22 protein-coding genes and 1 pseudogene are annotated in these 18,894 nt (G+C 62.3%); 11 read left to right on the forward strand and 12 right to left on the reverse strand.

All coding sequences use genetic code 11. The annotated features are described in order from the left end of the window. Nucleotides 1–105 precede the first annotated feature (105 nt). Nucleotides 106–714: a 50S ribosomal protein L25/general stress protein Ctc gene (locus QMO80_RS19335; protein ID WP_049736194.1), complete on the reverse strand. Its 609-nt coding sequence runs from the start codon at nucleotides 712–714 to the stop codon at nucleotides 106–108. A gap of 348 nt (nucleotides 715–1,062) precedes the next feature. On the opposite strand from QMO80_RS19335, the gene QMO80_RS19340 reads away from it, so the two are divergent. Continuing rightward, nucleotides 1,063–2,607: a hypothetical protein gene (locus QMO80_RS19340; RefSeq protein ID WP_283197946.1), complete on the forward strand. Its 1,545-nt coding sequence runs from the start codon at nucleotides 1,063–1,065 to the stop codon at nucleotides 2,605–2,607. A gap of 195 nt (nucleotides 2,608–2,802) precedes the next feature. On the opposite strand, the gene QMO80_RS19345 is transcribed toward QMO80_RS19340, so the two are convergent. From QMO80_RS19345 to lgt, 6 genes are all read right to left on the reverse strand, one after another. Then, the gene (locus tag QMO80_RS19345) at nucleotides 2,803–3,735 is read right to left on the reverse strand and encodes a ribose-phosphate pyrophosphokinase (protein WP_003593082.1); all 933 of its coding nucleotides are present in this window, start codon (nucleotides 3,733–3,735) and stop codon (nucleotides 2,803–2,805) included. 105 nt (nucleotides 3,736–3,840) lie between these two features. Beyond that, nucleotides 3,841–4,659 carry a hypothetical protein gene (locus QMO80_RS19350; protein ID WP_283197947.1) on the reverse strand — a complete coding sequence of 273 codons (819 nt, stop codon included), beginning with the start codon at nucleotides 4,657–4,659 and terminating at the stop codon, nucleotides 3,841–3,843. A gap of 90 nt (nucleotides 4,660–4,749) precedes the next feature. Next, entirely contained in the window at nucleotides 4,750–5,901 is a 1,152-nt protein-coding gene (locus QMO80_RS19355) for a Xaa-Pro peptidase family protein (RefSeq protein WP_283197948.1), read from the reverse strand. 5 nt (nucleotides 5,902–5,906) lie between these two features. Then, nucleotides 5,907–6,701: a peptidoglycan editing factor PgeF gene (pgeF, locus tag QMO80_RS19360; protein WP_283197949.1), complete on the reverse strand. Its 795-nt coding sequence runs from the start codon at nucleotides 6,699–6,701 to the stop codon at nucleotides 5,907–5,909. A gap of 110 nt (nucleotides 6,702–6,811) precedes the next feature. Next, nucleotides 6,812–7,912 carry a class I SAM-dependent methyltransferase gene (locus QMO80_RS19365; RefSeq protein WP_283197950.1) on the reverse strand — a complete coding sequence of 367 codons (1,101 nt, stop codon included), beginning with the start codon at nucleotides 7,910–7,912 and terminating at the stop codon, nucleotides 6,812–6,814. A 19-nt stretch (nucleotides 7,913–7,931) separates the two neighbouring features. Then, a complete protein-coding gene (lgt, locus tag QMO80_RS19370; RefSeq protein ID WP_283197951.1) occupies nucleotides 7,932–8,780 on the reverse strand; it encodes a prolipoprotein diacylglyceryl transferase in 849 nt (282 codons plus the stop codon). Between the two features lie 203 nt (nucleotides 8,781–8,983). On the opposite strand from lgt, the gene QMO80_RS19375 reads away from it, so the two are divergent. From QMO80_RS19375 to QMO80_RS19390, 4 genes are all read left to right on the forward strand, one after another. Next, entirely contained in the window at nucleotides 8,984–9,244 is a 261-nt protein-coding gene (locus QMO80_RS19375; protein ID WP_003581142.1) for an accessory factor UbiK family protein, read from the forward strand. A 487-nt stretch (nucleotides 9,245–9,731) separates the two neighbouring features. Beyond that, the gene (locus QMO80_RS19380; protein WP_003561305.1) at nucleotides 9,732–10,232 is read left to right on the forward strand and encodes a YbjN domain-containing protein; all 501 of its coding nucleotides are present in this window, start codon (nucleotides 9,732–9,734) and stop codon (nucleotides 10,230–10,232) included. 1 nt (nucleotide 10,233) lies between these two features. Beyond that, the gene (gene proC / locus QMO80_RS19385; RefSeq protein WP_283197952.1) at nucleotides 10,234–11,061 is read left to right on the forward strand and encodes a pyrroline-5-carboxylate reductase; all 828 of its coding nucleotides are present in this window, start codon (nucleotides 10,234–10,236) and stop codon (nucleotides 11,059–11,061) included. Nucleotides 11,062–11,072: 11 nt separating this feature from the next. Beyond that, a complete protein-coding gene (locus QMO80_RS19390; protein WP_283197953.1) occupies nucleotides 11,073–11,414 on the forward strand; it encodes a tRNA-binding protein in 342 nt (113 codons plus the stop codon). A 200-nt stretch (nucleotides 11,415–11,614) separates the two neighbouring features. Here the strand turns inward: QMO80_RS19390 and QMO80_RS19395 are convergent, their stop codons facing one another. Both QMO80_RS19395 and QMO80_RS19400 read right to left on the reverse strand, forming a co-directional pair. Next, nucleotides 11,615–12,268 carry an MBL fold metallo-hydrolase gene (locus QMO80_RS19395; RefSeq protein ID WP_283197954.1) on the reverse strand — a complete coding sequence of 218 codons (654 nt, stop codon included), beginning with the start codon at nucleotides 12,266–12,268 and terminating at the stop codon, nucleotides 11,615–11,617. Between the two features lie 88 nt (nucleotides 12,269–12,356). Further along, nucleotides 12,357–12,506, reverse strand: a complete 150-nt coding sequence (locus tag QMO80_RS19400; protein ID WP_283197955.1) for a hypothetical protein — start codon at nucleotides 12,504–12,506, stop codon at nucleotides 12,357–12,359. 49 nt (nucleotides 12,507–12,555) lie between these two features. Here QMO80_RS19400 and QMO80_RS19405 point away from each other — a divergent pair, with 49 nt between their 5' ends. Next, nucleotides 12,556–13,173 carry a DUF1236 domain-containing protein gene (locus tag QMO80_RS19405; protein ID WP_184344699.1) on the forward strand — a complete coding sequence of 206 codons (618 nt, stop codon included), beginning with the start codon at nucleotides 12,556–12,558 and terminating at the stop codon, nucleotides 13,171–13,173. Nucleotides 13,174–13,360: 187 nt separating this feature from the next. Next, on the forward strand, nucleotides 13,361–13,630 hold the full coding sequence (locus QMO80_RS19410; RefSeq protein WP_283197956.1) for a hypothetical protein: 270 nt from the start codon (nucleotides 13,361–13,363) through the stop codon (nucleotides 13,628–13,630). Between the two features lie 93 nt (nucleotides 13,631–13,723). Here QMO80_RS19410 and QMO80_RS19415 read toward each other — a convergent pair. Further along, nucleotides 13,724–13,999 (reverse strand): annotated as a pseudogene (locus tag QMO80_RS19415) (hypothetical protein); the annotation flags it as partial. Nucleotides 14,000–14,232: 233 nt separating this feature from the next. Here QMO80_RS19415 and QMO80_RS19420 point away from each other — a divergent pair. The 3 genes from QMO80_RS19420 to QMO80_RS19430 all read left to right on the forward strand — a co-directional run bounded on the left by QMO80_RS19420 (nucleotide 14,233) and on the right by QMO80_RS19430 (nucleotide 16,937). Further along, nucleotides 14,233–14,724, forward strand: a complete 492-nt coding sequence (locus QMO80_RS19420) for a MarR family winged helix-turn-helix transcriptional regulator (protein WP_003581131.1) — start codon at nucleotides 14,233–14,235, stop codon at nucleotides 14,722–14,724. Next, nucleotides 14,725–15,426, forward strand: coding sequence for a response regulator (locus QMO80_RS19425; protein ID WP_049736210.1), 702 nt, complete (start codon nucleotides 14,725–14,727; stop codon nucleotides 15,424–15,426). A 134-nt stretch (nucleotides 15,427–15,560) separates the two neighbouring features. Beyond that, nucleotides 15,561–16,937: an ATP-binding protein gene (locus tag QMO80_RS19430; protein ID WP_283197957.1), complete on the forward strand. Its 1,377-nt coding sequence runs from the start codon at nucleotides 15,561–15,563 to the stop codon at nucleotides 16,935–16,937. Here the strand turns inward: QMO80_RS19430 and QMO80_RS19435 are convergent. After that, complete coding sequence (locus QMO80_RS19435) at nucleotides 16,934–17,392, reverse strand: helix-turn-helix domain-containing protein (RefSeq protein ID WP_283197958.1); 459 nt, start codon at nucleotides 17,390–17,392, stop codon at nucleotides 16,934–16,936. The two genes, QMO80_RS19430 and QMO80_RS19435, sit on opposite strands and share 4 nt — an antisense overlap. A gap of 36 nt (nucleotides 17,393–17,428) precedes the next feature. On the opposite strand from QMO80_RS19435, the gene QMO80_RS19440 reads away from it, so the two are divergent. Beyond that, nucleotides 17,429–18,274, forward strand: a complete 846-nt coding sequence (locus QMO80_RS19440) for an oxidoreductase (RefSeq protein WP_283197959.1) — start codon at nucleotides 17,429–17,431, stop codon at nucleotides 18,272–18,274. A 73-nt stretch (nucleotides 18,275–18,347) separates the two neighbouring features. On the opposite strand, the gene QMO80_RS19445 is transcribed toward QMO80_RS19440, so the two are convergent. Next, a complete protein-coding gene (locus QMO80_RS19445) occupies nucleotides 18,348–18,815 on the reverse strand; it encodes a BA14K family protein (RefSeq protein WP_283197960.1) in 468 nt (155 codons plus the stop codon). Nucleotides 18,816–18,894: the final 79 nt, after the last annotated feature.

Genomic DNA, 18,894 nt, shown 5'->3' on the forward strand with positions numbered 1-18,894 from the left:
AAAGCCCGCCTTCCCAGTGAACTGGCTGCTGAAAGTTGGACGACAACCTTTCAGGGGCAGTTCACGGGAAAGCGGGCCGTATGCTTTACAAATTGGTCGAAGCGATCAGGCTTCGGCTTCGCCTTCCGCGGCGCTCTCGTCGACGCCGGCAGCCGGAGCGATGATGGTCGCGATCGTGAAGTCGCGGTCGATGACCGTCGTGACGCCCTTCGGAAGGGTGACTTCCGAAATATGGATGCTGTCGCCGATCTTCTTGCCGCTGAGGTCAACGTTGAAGAATTCGGGGATCGCATCGGCCGGGCAATGAACTTCGACTTCATGGCGAACGATGTTGAGAACGCCGCCGACCTTGAGGCCCTGGGACTTCTCTTCGTTGATGAAGTGAACCGGGATTTCGACGGTCACCTGGGTGTTGCCGGAAACGCGCAGGAAATCGACATGCATCGTGAAGTCACGGACCGGATCGAGCTGGTAGTCCTTCGGCAGAACCTTGTACTTCTTGCCGTCGACTTCGATCGTCGCCACGGTGGTCATGAAACCACCGGCATGAATACGCTTCGTCACCTCATTGGTGTTGAGAGCGATGGCAATGGGGGCCTGCTTGTCACCATAGATGACAGCGGGAATCAAACCGTTGCGGCGAAGTTCACGGGCGGACCCCTTACCAACCCGTTCGCGCGCCTCGGCCTTGAGCTCGTAAGTTTCCTGGCTCATGGCTATTCCTTTCGAGGTTATTTGGAGAGTTCGGCGGCGGGCAGAAGCCTTGTTCCGTCGAACCGGAGGCGGGTTTCCCCATCCTCATCCGCGTTGCCTCCAAGGGTGTCTACACGGACCGGTGGCCTATATTATATGTCGATCGGAAAGGCAAGTTGCGGATTCAGGCTGTTTTCCGGTGAAATACGTGCTTTGGCAAGCCGAAACCGCACTCGACATCGAGGCGATCGTATCCCCGGTCCCGCAAGCGGCAAAATTCAGCAGTTCCCGCTCCGGCCGAGGTTGACATCGGCGCGCTTCCCCTTTTTGGATGCCGCATTCAAAAAGGGGCTGAGGAGAAATCGGACTATGCGTCTTAAACTTGTCACGGCAACGAGCTTGCTGGCACTTTGCCTTGCCACCACGGCTCAAAGCGTCGAGATCAACCAGGATGGCGCCAATGCGGTCAAAGACACTCTGACGAAGCTGCTGCCCGAGGATATGGCAAAGAGCGGCTTCATCAGTGTCAATCCGGCAGGCACGCGCTACGAGATCATCTACGATCTGGCGAAACTGCTTGCCAAGGTCGATCCGGCGAAATTCGCGATCAACGGGCTGACGCCGTTCTCGACGTTCGCCACGCCACTCGACAGCGGGCTCTGGAACATCGAGGGTGACAACAAGCTCAACGTCTCCGGCCATTTCAAGGGCCCCGACGAGAAACCGACGGATTTCGCCTATTCCATCGCTTCGCTTGGTTACACCGGCGTCTTCGACCCGGCGATCAGCTACCTTCGCTCCGGCACCTTCACCGCCAAGGACATCAAAGTCAGCAGCAAGTCCGACATGGAGGAAGTCCATGCCAGCATCGCCGGGATGGACCAGAAGCTGAGTTCGACCGACAGCGCCGGCGGCAACGGGCGTATCGATTTTGCGGGCAGCGGCTCGATGTCGACCTTCGTCGAGCAGGTTTCCGGCCTGCAGATGCCGCCCATTGAAATCCGTGCCGACTCGATCGATTTCGACGCCAAGGTGAACGGCCTGCCGGCCAAGCAGATCCGCGAGATAGTCCTTTTCGTCCTCGACCATCTCGACGAGAAGGAGTTGAGCCCCGAAAACAGCGACAAGATCAAGGGAATGTTCAAGGACGCGTTCCCGCTCCTTGCCTCGTTCAGCGAGACGATCGGGCTCAACAATCTGACCGTCAGCAGCCAGATGGGCAATGGCGGCGTCAAGGCGTTCGGTTACAACGTGGCTGTGGACGGGCCGAGCGACGCCATGCGTTTCGGCTTCGGCATGAATGCGCAGGACATCAGCTTCGACAGCCCGCTGATGCCGGCAAACTATTCGCCGTTCCTGCCGACCAGCTTCGAGCTGCAGCTGGCCATGCCGAATCTGGATTTCGCCACCTTCGGCGACGCCTTGATGGCGATGGATTTCAACGCCCAGGCGCCGGAGCAGAGCAGCGACGAGATGGCGAAAAAGCTCTTCCGCGACGGCCGCCTCGCCGTCGAGTTTCCGAAGATCAGCGCCAAGTCTGAGGTCTATGACGTCGACGTGACCGGCAAGATCGAAGGACGGGTCGACACCGAGAAGGACTATTCGATGGAGGCAACCATCCTTGCCCGCGATCTCGACAAGACGATCGCCGCGGTTCAGGAGCTTGCCAAGACGGATCCCGATCTCAACCAGGTCTCCTTCGGCATCATGATGGTGAAGGGCTTCGCCAAGACCGATGCGGATGGCCGCTCGCGCTGGGATATCAGCATCAGCCGCGACGGCGCGGTCGCCGTCAACGGACAGGTGGTCAAGGGGCCGGACGCTCCGGATCAAGATCAGGGGCTGGAGACAGACCAGGAGCCGGAACCGGATCAGGGCCAGGATGCGGTGCCTGCGCCGCCGCAGCAGCCTTGAGCGTTATCAATCGGGATAGGAAACAAATGAAGCCGGCCTTGTGCCGGCTTCTTGCGGCTTACGTGACAAGCTTCGCGGAATGATCGGAACGGCGGTTTATTCTGGGCTAATTCATACTGCTCAGTGAGCATGCCCGGTAACAGCCAGGTCCATCTGATGCAGAAATTGAAAGAGCCGGTCGAATGCCGGCTCTTTTTAATCGAAGAGGCTGGAGACCGACTCTTCCTGGGCGGTTCGGCTGATGGCTTCGCCGATCAGCGGCGCCGTCGTCACGATGCGGATATTGTGTGCCGAGAGCACGGCCGTGGTCGGCTGGATCGAATCCGTAATGACGAGTTCGCGCAGCTTCGAGGAGGTGACGCGGGTGACCGCGCCGCCGGAGAGGACGCCGTGGGTGATATAGGCAGTGACGCTGGCTGCGCCCTTGGCGAGCATCGCGTCGGCTGCGTTGCAGAGCGTGCCGCCGGAATCGACGATGTCGTCGATCAGCAGGCAGTCCTTGCCGGTGATGTCGCCGATGATGTTCATCACTTCGGATTCACCCGGCCGATCGCGACGCTTGTCGACGATGGCCAGAAGACAGTCCAGCCGCTTGGCAAGCGCACGGGCGCGAACCACGCCGCCGACATCGGGCGAGACGACCATGACGTTGCTGAGGTCGTAATGGCTCTTGATGTCGCGCGTCAGTACGGGCAGAGCGAAGAGATTGTCCGTGGGTATATCGAAGAAGCCCTGGATCTGCCCGGCATGGAGATCGAGCGTCATGACGCGGTCGGCGCCGGCTTCGGTAATGAGGTTCGCGACCAGCTTGGCGGAGATCGGCGTGCGGCCTGAGGCGCGACGGTCCTGACGCGCATAGCCGAAATAGGGAAGCACGGCGGTGATGCGGCGGGCTGAGGAACGACGCATCGCGTCGATCATGATCAGCAGTTCCATCAGGTGGTCGTTGGCAGGGAAGGCGGTGGGCTGCACGAGGAAAACATCCTCGCCGCGCACATTTTCCTGGATTTCCACGAAGATTTCCTGATCGGCAAATCTTCGAACACTGGCTCTCCCCAAGGGAACGTTGAGATAGGTGCAGATCGCTTCGGCGAGTTGCCGGTTCGAATTGCCTGCGAAAACCTTCATTTTGGTCCGCCCGTTATGCGCTGATAGCCGCGCTTTTTAGCCAGCTTCCCCGTGAATGCAAGGGCAAAGGCGCCACAGGCTTTCATATTTGCGAAAAGTTTGTGACTAACCGCCCCGCGCCTGCCGCCAGGAGGAGAATTCCGCGATGGTTTTCGAGCCGATCTGCTGCATCACCGAGGCGGGAACGCCCGCCCAGGGGTCGGCCGCGGCCGCCGGCACGCTTTCCTGCCCCTGGATGCGGTGCAGGCGGCCGCCGGCGCTGTCGAGCACGTCCCAGACATAGACCACGGTGACCTTGCCGTCGTCGCTGAAGGCGGAGAGGTAACCTTTGAGAATGTAATCGCTGCTGGCGTCGGTCGAGCTCTTGATGGAAAGGCCGTGCGCACGCGCCTCGGCACCGAGCTGGCGCGAGAGCGGGGTCACCGCCTGCACCGGCGCGCCGATGATCGGCAAGAAACGCACGGTGTTGCTGCGGGCAGAGGAGGAACCGGGGAGGGCGGCGGTCTGTTGCGGCTGTTGCGTCTCGACCGGCTGAGCCGACTGTGCGGGAGGCGCACCGCCGGCAGCCGGCGGCGGCAGCGATTGTTCCTCGATCGGGGCGGAGGCGGCCGGCGAGGAACTGTTCCTCGACAGGGCGTCCGCCTGCTCCTGCATCGTCGTCGGCGGTGCGCCGGTGCCGGGCCGATAGGCCTGCTGCGACTGATCGTAAGCTGGATGGTAGCCGCGCGGCTGGGAGCTTTGGGCGAAGACCCGCTGGCGGGAGCCCGCCAGACGCTCAGCCTCGCCCTGCGTCACCGGGCTCGATGACGCGCGTGCGGAGGAATCGCCGATATCGACCTGCGGCGTCAGCGCATCGGTGGTATTGCAGGCAGTCAGCAGAGCCGTGACGACCAGGAGCGTGGGCACAATCGCAGCTCGCGTCATCCCTTGATCCGTCCTTCCCACAATCGCATCAGCCCCGTCCGAATTTATGCGGGCGGGGGCGGGCGTCTGTCAATTCCGGATTCTCATCGGTCAAAGACCGATGAAATCGAGCGGATGGCGGGACAGCGCGCGCGGCGCATCCGCCGTCGTCAGATAGGTCTGGCCGAGCGTCATCGCCGTGCCGGTGTCGGAATCGGCGATGATCATGTGCACGAACAGCGACATGTTCGGCTCGATCGGCTGCGGATTGCCGACATGGAACATCTGGTGCTCCATCCAGGAGGGCGAGAAGCGGGCGCCGAGCGAATAACCGCAGGCATTCAGCCGGTGGCGGGCGAGGCCGCGCTCGTCCATGATCTTGGCATGCATGTCGAAGACGTCGCCGAAGCTGTGGCCGGGCTTCAGGACGGTCTCGATCGCCTCGATGGTTTCGCGGCAGGCATTATAGAGTTCACGGTGGCGTTGCATCGGCTCGCCGATGACGACCGTGCGCATCATGGCGGCATGGTAATGCGCGTAAGTGCCGGCCCATTCGAGCGTCAGCTGGTCGCTGGCGTCGAGTTTGCGGCGGCCGGCCTTGTAGCGGCAGAGCAGGGCATCGGCGCCGGAGCCGATGATGAACTCGTTGGCGGGATAGTCGCCGCCGCCGGAAAAGATCGCGCCCTGCATGGCGGCGAGGATCTCGGCCTCGTCGGCGCCGGGCTTCGTCAGCCGGATCGCGGCGTCGAGCGCGTCGTCGGCGAGAAGGGCGGCGCGTTCGACATAGGCGACCTCGGTCGGGCTTTTGACGAGGCGCAGCCGACTGACGAGATAGGATGCGTCGACGATCTGGCCGAAGGTGGTCAACTGCGCGTCGAGCAGCCGGGAGATACGGCCGGTCATACCGTGCGTATCATATTCGACACCGATGCGGGCGCCGAGCAGATCCATTTCGACCAGCAGGTTCTTCAGGTCGAGCGTCGGATCGGCATTGACCCGGTCGACCCAGATATGGATGTCCTCGAGGATCGAGGTGTGCCTGGCCTGGCGAAGATCGGCCGAGCGGGTAAGCAGGGCCATGGTGCCGTCGCTCTTGACGATCAGCGTCTGGAAGAAGCAGTAGCCGAAAGTGTCGTAGCCGGTCAGCCAGTACATGCTTTCCTGGGCGAAGAGCAGCAGGGCGTCGAGCTTTTCTTCCTTCATCTTCTCGGTGAGGCGCGCAAGCCGGCTTGCGAATTCTGCCTTTTCGAAGTGCAGTGCCATTCTGCTCAAGTCTCCCTGATTGAGATCGCGGAAATCTGGCGGCCGTAGTCCGGCTCCTTGCGATGTGTCGTCCTGCGGTAGGAAAAGAAGCGCTCGCTGTCCGGATAGGTGCAGAGGCCGAGGCTTTCTGCCCGCACGCCGGCCTTCGTCAGCCGGTCGACGGTCAATGCCGGCAGATCGAACATGGCGTGGCCTGATGTTGCCGAAGGCGCGAAGAAACGACGGTAATCCGGGTTCTCGGCGATGAAGCGCTCGACGAACTCAGGGCCGACCTCATAGCTTGCCTGGCTGATCGAGGGGCCGAGGCAGGCGACAATGCGTGCGCGGTCCGCCCCCAGCGCCTCCATGGCGGCAATGGTGTTTTCGAGCACGCCCGTCAGCGCGCCCTTCCAGCCGGCATGGGCGGCGCCGACGACGCGATTGTCCGGGTCGGCGAAGAGGATCGGGCCGCAATCGGCGGCAAGCACGCCAAGCACGATGCCGGGGGTGCGCGTGACCATCGCATCCGCCTCGGGGCGGGCGCCGTCGTAATCGGCATCGATCGTCACCACATCCGGGGAGTGCACCTGATGCACCGTCGCCAGCCGCTCGACCGGCAGGCCGAACCAGGCGGCGACCCGGCGGCGGTTTTCCAGGACCTTGTCACGTTCGTCGCTGGAGCCGAGGCCGACATTGAGGCCACGATACAGCCCTTCGGAAACGCCGCCGGCGCGGGTGAAATAACCGTGGCGGATAGTGCCGCCCGCTGCTTCGTTCAGCAGCGCGCTTTCGATCGGTGCGGGAGGGGCCGCGTCCTGCATCTGTGATTCCGGGGTTTTTTAAGAGGTTTGTTCTTATCCCAAGCGCATCGCTCGGCGGCGCGCTTCAAGTTCTTGGTCGCGCGGATGTTGAACCAGCCGCGTGCGCCCTGTCAATCCACCGGGCGAAAGGGCATGAGGTCGACTGCGGGATGAGAGACCGCCATCGCCTTGAAGAGCTCGCCCATCCGGCCTTCACCAGCGCCGGCGAGCCGTTCGACTGCCGTTTGAATGACCTGCTGGGTTTGCGGCTCGCGATCCTGGCCGAGGGCGGCGGCACGTTCGAGGATGCCGAGGCCGGTCAGAAAATCACCCTGATGCAGGGCGCCGTTCAGATGGACGCCGGCCGCAAGCGCTGTTTCGGCGAGCTGCTGGAAGTCGACATGGCTCGTCAGATCGGCTTCCCCGGGATGGGCGAGCGGCGGGTCGAATTCATGCATGCGCACGGCCTGCAGCGTATCGCCGAAGCCGGTGACGAGATGGCCGTAATCGATCGCGAGCGCCGTTCCGCCGAAGGCGCGCAGCCGCTCGCAGATCGCCATCATCACCGCCTGGCGGGCAGGCGAGATCTCGAAGAGCGTGCCGAGCGGCAGGTTCTGCGCCGGTTCGGGCAGAAGTGCCGGATCAAGGCCGGCGACGCCGGCGGCGAAGGTCAGCTCGCCATTGGCATCAATGCCGATCATGCGCTCGCGGAAACCCGTCGGCATGCGGACGAACTGACGGATCGGGATGGCGTCGAACAATTCGTTGGCGGCTATCAGCGTGAAGCCTGGCGGGATTTCGTCGAAGCCGTCGTGCCAGGTGATCTTCTCGCCGTAAGCCTCGAGTGTCTGGCTCTGGACGTCGCGCAGGCGCTCGCTGGTTTCGACGAGATGCACGGTCATCGCCTCCAGGAGCGGCGGGGCGATGCGGGAGATGACGCGCAGCATATCCGCCATCATCGTGCCGCGGCCGGGGCCGATCTCGACGAGGCGGACGCCCGCCGGCGTGCCGTGGCGCTGCCAGGCATGGACGATGAAGACGCCGATCATTTCGCCGAAAATCTGGCTGACTTCGGGCGCGGTGACGAAATCGCCGGACCGACCGAAGGGCTCGCGGGTGCGGTAATAGCCATGTTCGGGATCGGCCAGGCAGAGCGAGAAATAATCGGTGACGCTGATCGGGCCGTTGGCCTGGATGATCGCCTTGATCTTTTCGCCTAGAGCGGTGGTCATGTCGCGCGTCCTGCCGTTTTCAGAGCTGCAGCGCAGCCTGGCGGCGGGCCCTGAGCATTGCCCAGAGGCCGAGCAGGATCATCGGGGAGGAGAGCACCATGCCCATGGTCAGCCAGCTCGTGCCGAGGAGATAACCGAGCTGGGCGTCAGGCTCGCGGAAGAATTCGACGAAGATGCGCGACAGCGCATAACCGCAGACGAAGACGCCGGTGATGAAGCCGGGGCTCTTCAGCGCCCGCATGCCGTAAACCAGGCCGGCCAGCACCAGGAGCAGAACTATGCCTTCGAGGCCGGCTTCGTAAAGCTGGCTCGGGTGGCGGGCAAAGGGGCCGCCGGTCGGGAAAACCACGGCCCAGGGCATGTCGGTCAGCCGGCCCCAGAGTTCGCCATTGATGAAATTGGCGATGCGGCCGAAGAACAGCCCGAAGGGAACGACGGTGGCGACGATGTCGAACAGGCTCCAGATCGGAATGCCGTTGCGGCGGGCAAAGACGATCATGGCGATCGTCGTGCCGGTCAGGCCGCCATGGAAGGACATGCCGCCGTTCCAGATCTCGAGCGCACGCACGGGACTGCGCAGGACGGCAGGGAGATCATAGAAGAAAATATAGCCGAGACGGCCGCCGAGGACGACGCCGAGGGCCGCCCAGACGATGAAATCGTCGAGCTGCGTCCTAGACATCGGCGAGACGTTGCCGGGCCAGAGACTGTCATTGGCGGCGAGGCGGCGCGCATAGGCCCAGCCGAGCAGGATGCCGGCGACGTAAGCGAGACCGTACCAGTGAATCGCCAGCGGGCCGATCGAAAAGGCGATCGGATCGATGTCCGGGAAAGGCATGATGGCAAGGAGATTGGCTGCTGTCGGCAAGGTTTTCCCACCTGTTTGGTTGCGCGGAACATGCCGCTGCGATCCCGGACGGTCAAGTCCATTGTTCGTGATGGCGCTTTCGCGGCCCGGTCCGGCAAGCCGATCCGATGCAAAGCGCTTGCATCGCCGGTGGCGAAGCCCTACCTCAATCCTTGAGGCCCCGAAGGGCTGAAATCCACCTCATGCGAAGGGAGAAAAACGCCATGACGACCGGAACGAACCGCATCATGGACGAATTCGCCAAGCTGATGACCGATGCGGCCGGTGCTGCCCAGGGCGTCCGCAAGGAGATCGAAACCGCCTTCAACGCCCAGGCCGAGCGTTGGCTGAACAGCATGGATATCGTCAAGCGCGAGGAGTTCGAGGCCGTGCGCGAAATGGCGATCAAGGCGCGCGACGAGAACGAGGCGCTTGCCGCCCGCATCGCGGCGCTCGAAGCGAGGCTTGCCGGCGAGGGGCACTGATCCGCGTCGCAATCTTTCAGATTCGCGCCTTGCGCCTCAGGTCTTTGTCTTCCGCGTGCCGCGCAAACCGCTGAACACTTTGCGCGGCATGCTTTAAAGTCTCGATGTGAGTGAGATGCGGCGTTGCCTTCATGCCACACGCCGCATCCGTCACAAAAAATTCAGGTGGAGTTTTCCACCTGTGGACACTGCCAAAAAAGCCAATTCGCAGAGTCGCTTATTCTCCCTTCTGAATTGAATTTCGAAGAGCCTTTCCACAGTGGGCCGGCCTATTTTCCCCTCAGGGGGCTGGCAGGTGGCAAGGGGCATTATACACTGATTTTAAATGATGATTCGAAGCGACTTGGTAAGCTCCGGGCAGGTTATCTGCGTTAAGTCTGGCAGCGGTTCAACGATCATCCGAGTGGTGGTTCCGGTATTTGCGTGTGTCTTTCTTGTGTTCGTACACCAAGTTAGGTCGCATTCGTTCCGGTCAAGAAGGTGCTGCATGAACCTGATGGAATTGGAAGTCGAGCGTCAGTCGAACCCGGTCGATATGATCGAGTACGTTGCCTCCAACAACGACTGGTCGTTCGAACGGTCCGGCGAGGACGAGATCGCGATGACGGTCGAGGGTCGCTGGACGGACTACCACGTCTCCTTCTCCTGGATGGAGGAATTCGAGGCGCTGCACCTTGGCTGCGCCTTCGATATCAAAGTTCCCGACATCAGGGTCAACGAGGTGGTCAAGCTGCTCTCGGCGATCAACGGGCAGGTGCTGATGGGGCATTTCGACCTCTGGCGCCAGGAAGATGTCGTCATCTTCCGGCAGTCGCTGCTGCTGGCCGGCGGTGCGGAGCCCACCAACCGCCAGGTGGAAGTGCTGCTTTCCAGCGCGCTCGATACCTGCGAAGCCTATTTCCAGGCATTCCAGTTCGTCGTCTGGTCCGGCATGGACGCGACGAAGGCGATGGAAGCCGTGTTGTTCGAAACAGTCGGTGAGGCATAAGATGCCCGCGAACGCTTTCTCCTCGACAAATCCCGTCGTTCTGATCGGCGCCGGAAACATGGGCGGGGCGATGCTCTCCGGCTGGCTGAAAAGCGGCGTGCCGGGCTCGGCCGTCATCGTCGTCGATCCCGGCCCGTCGCCGGCGATGCTGGCGACGATCAGCGAGGCGGGGGCGACACATTTGGTCGCGATTCCCGCGGATTTGAAGGCAGGCGTGCTGTTTCTCGCGGTCAAGCCGCAGGTGATGGAGGCGGTGCTGCCGGCGGTGAAAAGCGCCGTCGGGCCGCAAACGGTGGTCGTCTCGGTGGCGGCCGGCAAGACGCTCGGTTTCCTCGAGAAACATCTGCGCAAAGCCGCCATGGTGCGGGCCATGCCGAATACGCCGGCCATGGTCGGGCGCGGCGTTACCGGCGCCTTTGCCAATTCAGCGGTCAGCAATCAGCAGCGCGAGCGTGTCCATTCCCTTCTCAGCGTCTCGGGTCCGGTGGAATGGGTGCCCGCGGAGGCCGATATCGATGCCGTGACGGCGCTGTCGGGCAGTGGTCCTGCCTATGTGTTCTATCTCGTCGAATGTATGGCGGAGGCAGGCCGCAAACTCGGCCTGCAGGCGGACCTCGCCATGCGTCTTGCGCGGGAAACAGTCGCGGGGGCTGGTGAACTCTTGCACCAGTCCCCCGACGACGCTTCGCGCCTGCGGCAGAATGTGACCTCTCCTGGAGGCACGACGGCGGCGGCACTCGCCGTGCTGATGGCGGAAGACGGCATGCAGCCTCTGTTCGACGCGGCCCTTGCGGCGGCGCGCAAGCGGGCCGAGGAACTGGCCGGCTGAGGGAGATCCGCATGGCCGAAGAGATCACTTACGCCGATTTCGAGCGTGTCGACATTCGCGTCGGCACGATTATCGAGGCCAGTCCCTTTCCGGAAGCGCGCAAGCCGGCATACAAGCTGGTCATCGACTTCGGCCCCGAGATCGGCATCAAGAAATCCTCGGCACAGATCACCGTGCACTACACGCCGGAAAGCCTGATCGGCCGGCAGGTGCTCGGCGTCGTCAATTTTCCGCCGCGCCAGATCGGGCCGGTTCGCTCGGAAGTGCTGACGCTGGGATTCGAGGACGAGAACGGCGCAATCGTGCTTACGGCCGTCGAACAGCCGGTGCCGAACGGCAAGAAGATGATGTGAGCGAGCGCTCACAGCAATTCGTTGACAAGCTCTCATGCTCGGCCTTGTGCCAAGCATTTGATCATCGCAATTTCTGGGCAGAAAATCGTTTATTTTCAGGTGCTTGCTTTGACGTGCGTAGACCCTCGGCACAAGGCCGAGGGTGACGCCGCGGGTTTTGCATTGGTTTGCCAGCAGCCTGATTTGCCCGAGCCGGATGCTCAACGCGGCTTGATTTCCTGCAGAAATGGATTGCTGCGCCGCTCGTCGCCGATGCGGCTGCCGGGTCCGTGGCCGCAGATGAAGCCGACGTCGTCGCCGAGCGGCAGCACCTTGTCCCGGATCGAATCGAGAAGCTGCTGATGATTGCCGCCCGGCAGGTCGGTGCGGCCGATTGAGCCGTTGAACAGCACGTCGCCGAGATGGGCGAAATTCTGCGCACGGTTGAAATAGATGACGTGGCCGGGGGCATGACCGGGCGCATGATAGACTTCGAATTCGTGGACGCCGAAAGAGATCTTGTCGCCATCCTTCAGCCAGCGGTCGGGTACGACGTTGCGCAAGCCCGATATGCCGTATTTTTCGGCCTGGGTCTCGATCTGCTGCAGCAGCGGCAGGTCGTCCTGATGCGGGCCGACCACGTCGATGCCGAGGGCTTCCTTCAGCTCGCTGGCGCCGCCGGCATGGTCGAGATGGCCGTGCGTCAGCCAGATTTCCTTGATGATCAAGCCGTTTTGCGCGATCGCCTGCAGGATGAGCGGCACGTCGCCGCCGGGATCGACGACGACGCCTTCCTTGGTCTCGGGATCGAAGAAGATCGTGCAGTTCTGCTGGAAGGGTGTCACCGGAATGATGCCGGCCTGGAGCATGCCCATAAGTGCCTCGCTTGGTGTCTCGGATGCCCCGGGTATAGTCCGAAACCGCGTCAAGGACAGCCGGAATCTTCCGTGTCTGCTGCCCGCCTCACGGCAAAAAGACGGGCTGCAACAAGAATTTATGCCTTGCGACGCTGTCGCCAAAGGCCGAAAAACTCTTGTTTTCTTCAACGTCTTCAATGGTTTGTGAGCGGCGCCTTGCAACTGGTTTTTCGCGCTCCGGAGTGGGTGGGAACATCGTGGAACGCCGCGCGTTGTCCGCCCATCGAAACCAAGGAGACGCTCAGATGACCTTGAAGAGAAACATTCTATTGGCTGGAGCCGTGCTCTTGGCGAGCGGCGGTCTGGCGCAGGCGGAGATGATGGCGACGACCGTCAACGATCTCAACGTCCGCGCCGGCCCGGGCCCGCAATATCCGGCGGTCGGTCTTGCCACCCGCGGTTCGACCGCGGTGCTCGACGGCTGCATCGAAGGCAGCCGCTGGTGCCGCGTCGACGTCAACGGTATGCGCGGCTGGGTCTATGCCGATTATCTGCAGGTCGACCGCGGCGGCACACCGGTCATCGTCGAACAGAACCGCGCCGAAATCGGCGTTCCCGTCGTGACCTATGAATCGACCGCCAGCGTCGTTCCGGCTGACCCGCAGCCGGCGCCCGGCGACGAGCTGCTCGGCCCGGTCGGAGCCGTCGAGACCATCACCCCGCCGGAGACGGTCCGCACCTATATCGAAACCAATCCCGGCCAGACGGTGCAGCTCGGCGGCGATGTCGTCGTCGGCGCGGAGGTGCCCGCCGATGTTACCTTCCAGTCGATCCCGGATTACGAATACCGCTATACGAGGATCAACGACCGGCCGGTACTGGTCGATCCCGGTACACGCCGGATCGTCTACGTTTATCAGTGATGTAACCGGTAAAAATACAATGAGGCGGTCGGCTGGCCGCCTCGTTTCCAGCCCGTTCCCTTCTCCCCTTGCCTCCCGCATGGGTTGATTTTTTCTTAACGCTTTCCTTCTTAATATGATAAAATACTAATATGCCGAAGGTTCGGCGTATAACGGCGATCGGGGAGATCGCCACAGGAGGAAAGTCATGGAAGCGCTACTTCCGCTCGTCATCCAATTGATTGCCGGTGCCATCGGTGGCAATGCCGCGAGCGTCGCCTTGAAGCAGCAAGCGATCAATGTCGTCGCCCGTACGATCGCAGGTGCGATCGGCGGTATCGCCGGCGGCATGCTGCTCGGCATGGTCGGTGGGGAAGCGGCTATGACCGGCCTGATCGCCGACGGCATCGGCGGTCTGATCGGCGGCGGCATTCTCTCGACGCTCGCCGGACTGGTCATGGCACGGGCGCATCGGTAAATGCCCGGCGGGCGTTCAGCTTAGCGCCGCACGTCTTTTTAGCTGTGCGGCGCCGTAACGCTTTGAATTGCCCGGCCGATCACGTGAAGGATCTTATCCGGCGGCGACCGCTGCCGGATAGACCTCCTTCATGGAGTCGTTCATCAGCGTTTCGGAAATCGTGGACGGCGGGAAGCGAAGCGGGCCGATTTCGCAACCCGCGTCACCTCAGCAGCCGAGCTGGTGAGGAAGCACCGGCGTTTTGGCGAGTTCGATGACGGTCTGGCGGCCGATGTCGTTCAGGAAGCAATCCGGTGTCGGCCGGATGCTCTTCAGCTTCTCGGCCGGGTTGAAATAGCTGCCCCATTGCCAGATGGCGACGGCGACGTTGAACCATATTTCCCCGTCCAACTGGTCAAAAGGAACTGAAGCCATCCCCAGTCTCCTCCGGCGCTTCAGGCGCCATGCCTGTTGATTGTTGTCCCCATTACGTTTTATCCACAGACGCAAGGGGAAATCGCGTATTGCGTCGGAGTGCCGGGCGGGCCTTGGTTTCCAGGAAATGCTGAGGAAATGAGAGTCCGTGCGTTTCCCGCGGGGGCGGGAAGAGAAAGGAATGCCGCGTGTCACGACAGACCGGCCCGAAAACAGGCAAGCCAGAGCCGCTGGCCACGCCGATGGAAGATACCGACATCATCGATTTCGAGATCATCGAGCTGTTCTTCTTCGCCTATCGCGACTTCGTTTCCGATCCTGACGCCATCCTCGAAACGAGCGGCTTCGGCCGGGCCCATCACCGCGTCGTGCATTTCGTCAACCGTAACCCCGGCATGACGGTGGCCGATCTTCTCGATACGCTGAAGATCACCAAGCAGAGCCTTGCAAGAGTGCTGAAACAGCTGATCGATTCAGGCTATATTCGCCAGGTGGCAGGTCCAGAGGACCGGCGGCAGCGCAAGCTTTATCCGACGAAATCGGGACGAGAGCTGGCGCTTGCCCTTGCCGAGCCGCAATCGCGCCGCATTGAGCGGGCATTCGAAGGGGCTTCTGCGGAGGTGCGGGAGGGCGTAAAAGCTTTCCTTAGAGGCATGCGGGACAGACAGAAGGCGGATTGAATGGCGGTCAAGACAGGTATTTCCGACGATGCGGCGCATCTGCTGGTGGTCGATGACGACTCGCGCATCCGCGCGCTGCTCAATCGCTATCTCGCCGAGAATGGCTTCCGCGTCACCGTCGCCGCCGACGGCGCCGAGGCGCAGCGCAAGCTCACGGGTCTCGATTTCGACCTGATCATCATGGATGTGATGATGCCCGGCGAATCCGGCATCGAGGTCACCCGCGGGCTTCGCGCCATCAAGAACGTGCCGATCATCATGCTGACGGCGCTGGCGGAATCGGGCAACCGCATCGAAGGCCTCGAGGCCGGCGCCGACGACTATCTTTCCAAGCCTTTCGACCCGCGCGAACTGGTGCTGCGCATCAACAACATTCTGCGTCGCAATGCCGGTGGCGAAGGGCCGAAGATCGAACAGGTGATGTTCGGGCCCTACACCTTCTCGCTGACCCGCAAGGAGCTGAAGAAAGCCAGCGAGGTGATCCGGCTCACCGACCGCGAGCAGGAGATCATGCTGCTCTTTGCACGGCGCGCCGGCGACACGATCCCCCGTCACGAACTGATCGGCAACGACACCGAGGTCGGCGAGCGGACGATCGACGTGCAGATCAACCGGCTGCGGCGTAAGATCGAGGATGATCCGGCCAATCCCGTCTGGCTGCAGACCGTGCGCGGCATTGGATACAGGCTGAGCATCGACTAAAGCATGCCGCGCAAAACTGTGCAGCGGTTTTGCGGCAACGACATGCGGAAAAACAAAGACCTAAGGCGCAAGGAGCGAATCTGAAAGATCGCGACGCGCTTTAGATCCAAGGATAGAGGCCAGGACCGGCGCTGATGGTGACGATCGACAGCTTGCGGCGGGAAGACCGCAGTTCTGCGCCCGGTTGGCGCTCGATCGTCCGCTGGTTGCGCCGGCGGCTGCCGACCGGGCTTTACGCCCGCTCGCTGCTGATCATCATCATTCCGATGGTGCTGCTGCAATCGGTCGTCGCCGCCGTCTTCATGGAGCGCCACTGGCAGATGGTGACGGAGCGGCTGTCGCTCGCCGTCACCCGCGACATTGCCGCGATCATCGAGATCATCGAGACCTACCCGCAGAATTCGGACTATAGCGAGATCGTTCGCATCGCCCGCGACCAGCTCAGCCTGCAGATCTCGATCGAGCCGGACGGCGACCTGCCGCCGCCGCGCGTCAAGCCGTTCTTCTCGATCCTCGACGGCATCCTCAGCGACGAGATCACCGACGAGATCCACCGGCCTTTCTGGATCGACACGGTCGGCAATTCGAACCTCGTCGAGATCCGCATCAAGCTCGACAACAAGATCCTCAGGGTGCTGACCAAGCGCAGCCAGACCTATGCCTCGAACACGCATATCTTCATCGTCTGGATGGTCGGCACCTCGCTGGTGCTGATCGGCATCTCGATCCTCTTCCTGCGCGGGCAGATCCGGCCGATCCTGACCTTGGCGCGCGCGGCCGAAAGCTTCGGCAAGGGGCAGAGGCCAGACAATTTCTATCCGCGCGGCGCCGACGAGGTCCGGCGCGCCGGCCTTGCCTTCATCCTGATGCGCGAGCGAATCGAGCGGCAGATCGAGCAGCGCACCGCCATGCTCTCCGGCGTCAGCCATGATCTGCGCACCATCCTCACCCGCTTCAAACTGCAGCTGGCGCTGGCTGGCGATAATCCCGACCTGCATGGGCTGAACGACGACGTCGACGATATGCAGGCCATGCTGGAGGCCTATACGGCCTTCGCACGCGGCGAGGTCGAAGAGGATGTCGGCGAGCTGAAACTCAGCGAGGTCTTCGCAAAGCTGGAATCCGATTTCGCCCTGCACGGCAAGACATTCAGCTATTCGATCGAAGGCGATGACGACATATCCGTCAGGCCGAACGCTTTCATGCGTCTCGTCACCAATCTTGCCTCGAATGCGCGCCGTTATGCCGGCAGGCTCGACATCGAGGCCAAGCACAGTGCCAAATGGTTGACGGTCATCTTCGACGATGACGGGCCGGGCATTCCGGAAAAGAACCGCGAGGATGTGTTCAAACCGTTCTTCCGGCTGGATGCGGCGCGCAACCTCGACGCGTCGGGCACCGGCCTCGGCCTGGCGATCGCCCGCGACATCGCCCGCAGCCACGGCGGCAATGTCACCCTCAGCGACAGCCCGCTCGGCGGGCTCAGGGCAACGATCCGCATTCCGGCCTAAACGCCTGTCACGGTCAGCTTCACGGCCTTGCGCGCATCGAAATCGCCCAAACGTTCGACGATCCAACGCCAGAGGGCGGCAACCTGCATGAGGAGGTCGCGTCCGAGCGGCGTCAACTCATATTCGACGCGCGGCGGCACTTGCGGATAGAGGGTGCGGATGATGAGACCGTCTCTTTCGAGGGTGCGCAGCGTCTGCGTCAGCACTTTCTGGCTGATGCCCTCGACCCTCTCCATGAGGCGCGAGAAGCGTAAGGGTGCACCGGCATCGGCGAGCACATGCAGGATGCGTAGCGGCCATTTCGCCGCGGCGCGCTCGATCAGTTCGCGGGCGCGCGCATCCTGTTCGTCCGTCATGGAGCAGCAGAAGTCGAACATGTCGCCGGTCATGTCAGTTACCTCAAGGTGTGTATAGATCGTCGGGGTACCTTCTTTCGATTGGATACAGTAGACCATACATCAGCCGGAAACCAAAGAAGGGAAAGGTTTCCGATGTCCAGGGTCTGGTTGATTACAGGAAGTTCGCGCGGTCTCGGCCGGGCGCTGGCGGAGGCGGTTTTGGCCTCCGGCGACAATCTGGTGGCGACGGCGCGCGATCCGGCCCGCCTTGCCGATCTCTCCGAGCGGTATGGCGGCCAGGTGCTGACGATAGCGCTCGATGTGACCGACGAGACGGCGGCAGCAGTGGCGGTCGAGGCTGGCGTGAAGAGGTTCGGGCGTATCGACGTGCTCGTCAACAATGCCGGCTACGGCAATGTTTCCTCGATCGAAGATACCAGTCTCGCCGATTTCCGGGCACAGATCGAGGCCAACCTGTTCGGCACGATAATCATGACCAAGGCGGTCATCGCCCTGATGCGCGGGCAGGGGGCGGGGCACATCATCCAGTTCTCATCCGTCGGCGGCCGTATCGGGCCTGCCGGGCGCGGCGCCTATTCGGCGGCGAAATTTGCTGTCGAGGGCTTTTCCGAGGTGCTGTCGAAAGAGGTCGCGCCATTCGGCATCAAGGTGACGGTGATCGAGCCCGGCGGCTTTAGAACCGATTTCGCCGGCGCCTCGACGGTGCTTGCCGAAGGGCGGCAGGACTATGCGGAGACGGTCGGCGCTACCGTGCGCTTCCAGCGTGAGTATAATGGCCGCCAGCCGGGCGATCCCGCCAAGGCCGCCGCGGTTATTATCCATATCGCCGGTCTGGATCAGCCGCCGTTCCGGTTGCTGCTTGGCAGCGATGCGGTCAGCAATGTTGAGAAAGCCGATGCCGCGCGTATCGAAGCCGATCGGGAATGGCGCGCAGTCAGCGTCTCGACCGATTTCGAGCCCGATGCCGAGACCCTTTGAGAAAATCGGCCGACGGATGGGCAAAAGAAAGCGCCGCTAAAAAGCGGCGCTCGGCATCAGCGATGAAGAGAGATCAGCCGGCGGTGCAGAAATGGCTGCGGCCGTCATTGCCGATATAGGTGCCGCTGCGCGGGTCGAAGGAGCGGTAGCGGTAGGAGCAGTAACGCTCCCATTGCGGCGACCAGGGCTCCACGGCGGCGCGGGCCGGCGCATAGTAGCGCGGCTGTTCGACATATTGCGGCTGCTCGACATAGACTCGGCGCGGAGCGCGGTAGACCGGAGCCGGCTCGTAATAATCCGGCTCGTAGGCCGGGTCGATATAGCGGCGCTCTTCGTAAACAGGACCATTATTGGCACTGGCGATGGCCGAGCCGACGATCAGGCCGGTCGCGAGACCGACGGCGCCGCCGACGAGAGCATCGTTGCCGTTGTGATGGCGCCAATGACGGTCGCGGGCCGATGCCTCGCCGATGGCGGAAAGCGTGAGTGCGGCAGCCGTTGCCGTCAGCAGAAGAGTTTTGGCGAGCCTGTTCATAAGCATAAAGTCCTAATCCCGGGAACCGAACGCCGGTTCCTTTCTCGATGATGATAGTCCTATAGATCGGTAGCTGAACGAAGGC

It is taken from the genome of Rhizobium sp. BT03, assembly GCF_030053155.1.
Taxonomy (GTDB): Bacteria; Pseudomonadota; Alphaproteobacteria; order Rhizobiales; family Rhizobiaceae; genus Rhizobium.

Coding starts and splice junctions, on each gene's coding strand:
- QMO80_RS19335 (WP_049736194.1), bottom strand. CDS start 714: ATGAGCCAGGAAACTTACGAGCTCAAGGCCGAGGCGCGCGAACGGGTT.
- QMO80_RS19340 (WP_283197946.1), top strand. CDS start 1,063: ATGCGTCTTAAACTTGTCACGGCAACGAGCTTGCTGGCACTTTGCCTT.
- QMO80_RS19345 (WP_003593082.1), bottom strand. CDS start 3,735: ATGAAGGTTTTCGCAGGCAATTCGAACCGGCAACTCGCCGAAGCGATC.
- QMO80_RS19350 (WP_283197947.1), bottom strand. CDS start 4,659: ATGACGCGAGCTGCGATTGTGCCCACGCTCCTGGTCGTCACGGCTCTG.
- QMO80_RS19355 (WP_283197948.1), bottom strand. CDS start 5,901: ATGGCACTGCACTTCGAAAAGGCAGAATTCGCAAGCCGGCTTGCGCGC.
- pgeF (WP_283197949.1), bottom strand. CDS start 6,701: ATGCAGGACGCGGCCCCTCCCGCACCGATCGAAAGCGCGCTGCTGAAC.
- QMO80_RS19365 (WP_283197950.1), bottom strand. CDS start 7,912: ATGACCACCGCTCTAGGCGAAAAGATCAAGGCGATCATCCAGGCCAAC.
- QMO80_RS19375 (WP_003581142.1), top strand. CDS start 8,984: ATGACGACCGGAACGAACCGCATCATGGACGAATTCGCCAAGCTGATG.
- QMO80_RS19380 (WP_003561305.1), top strand. CDS start 9,732: ATGAACCTGATGGAATTGGAAGTCGAGCGTCAGTCGAACCCGGTCGAT.
- proC (WP_283197952.1), top strand. CDS start 10,234: ATGCCCGCGAACGCTTTCTCCTCGACAAATCCCGTCGTTCTGATCGGC.
- QMO80_RS19390 (WP_283197953.1), top strand. CDS start 11,073: ATGGCCGAAGAGATCACTTACGCCGATTTCGAGCGTGTCGACATTCGC.
- QMO80_RS19395 (WP_283197954.1), bottom strand. CDS start 12,268: ATGGGCATGCTCCAGGCCGGCATCATTCCGGTGACACCCTTCCAGCAG.
- QMO80_RS19400 (WP_283197955.1), bottom strand. CDS start 12,506: ATGTTCCCACCCACTCCGGAGCGCGAAAAACCAGTTGCAAGGCGCCGC.
- QMO80_RS19405 (WP_184344699.1), top strand. CDS start 12,556: ATGACCTTGAAGAGAAACATTCTATTGGCTGGAGCCGTGCTCTTGGCG.
- QMO80_RS19410 (WP_283197956.1), top strand. CDS start 13,361: ATGGAAGCGCTACTTCCGCTCGTCATCCAATTGATTGCCGGTGCCATC.
- QMO80_RS19425 (WP_049736210.1), top strand. CDS start 14,725: ATGGCGGTCAAGACAGGTATTTCCGACGATGCGGCGCATCTGCTGGTG.
- QMO80_RS19430 (WP_283197957.1), top strand. CDS start 15,561: ATGGTGACGATCGACAGCTTGCGGCGGGAAGACCGCAGTTCTGCGCCC.
- QMO80_RS19435 (WP_283197958.1), bottom strand. CDS start 17,392: ATGGTCTACTGTATCCAATCGAAAGAAGGTACCCCGACGATCTATACA.
- QMO80_RS19440 (WP_283197959.1), top strand. CDS start 17,429: ATGTCCAGGGTCTGGTTGATTACAGGAAGTTCGCGCGGTCTCGGCCGG.
- QMO80_RS19445 (WP_283197960.1), bottom strand. CDS start 18,815: ATGCTTATGAACAGGCTCGCCAAAACTCTTCTGCTGACGGCAACGGCT.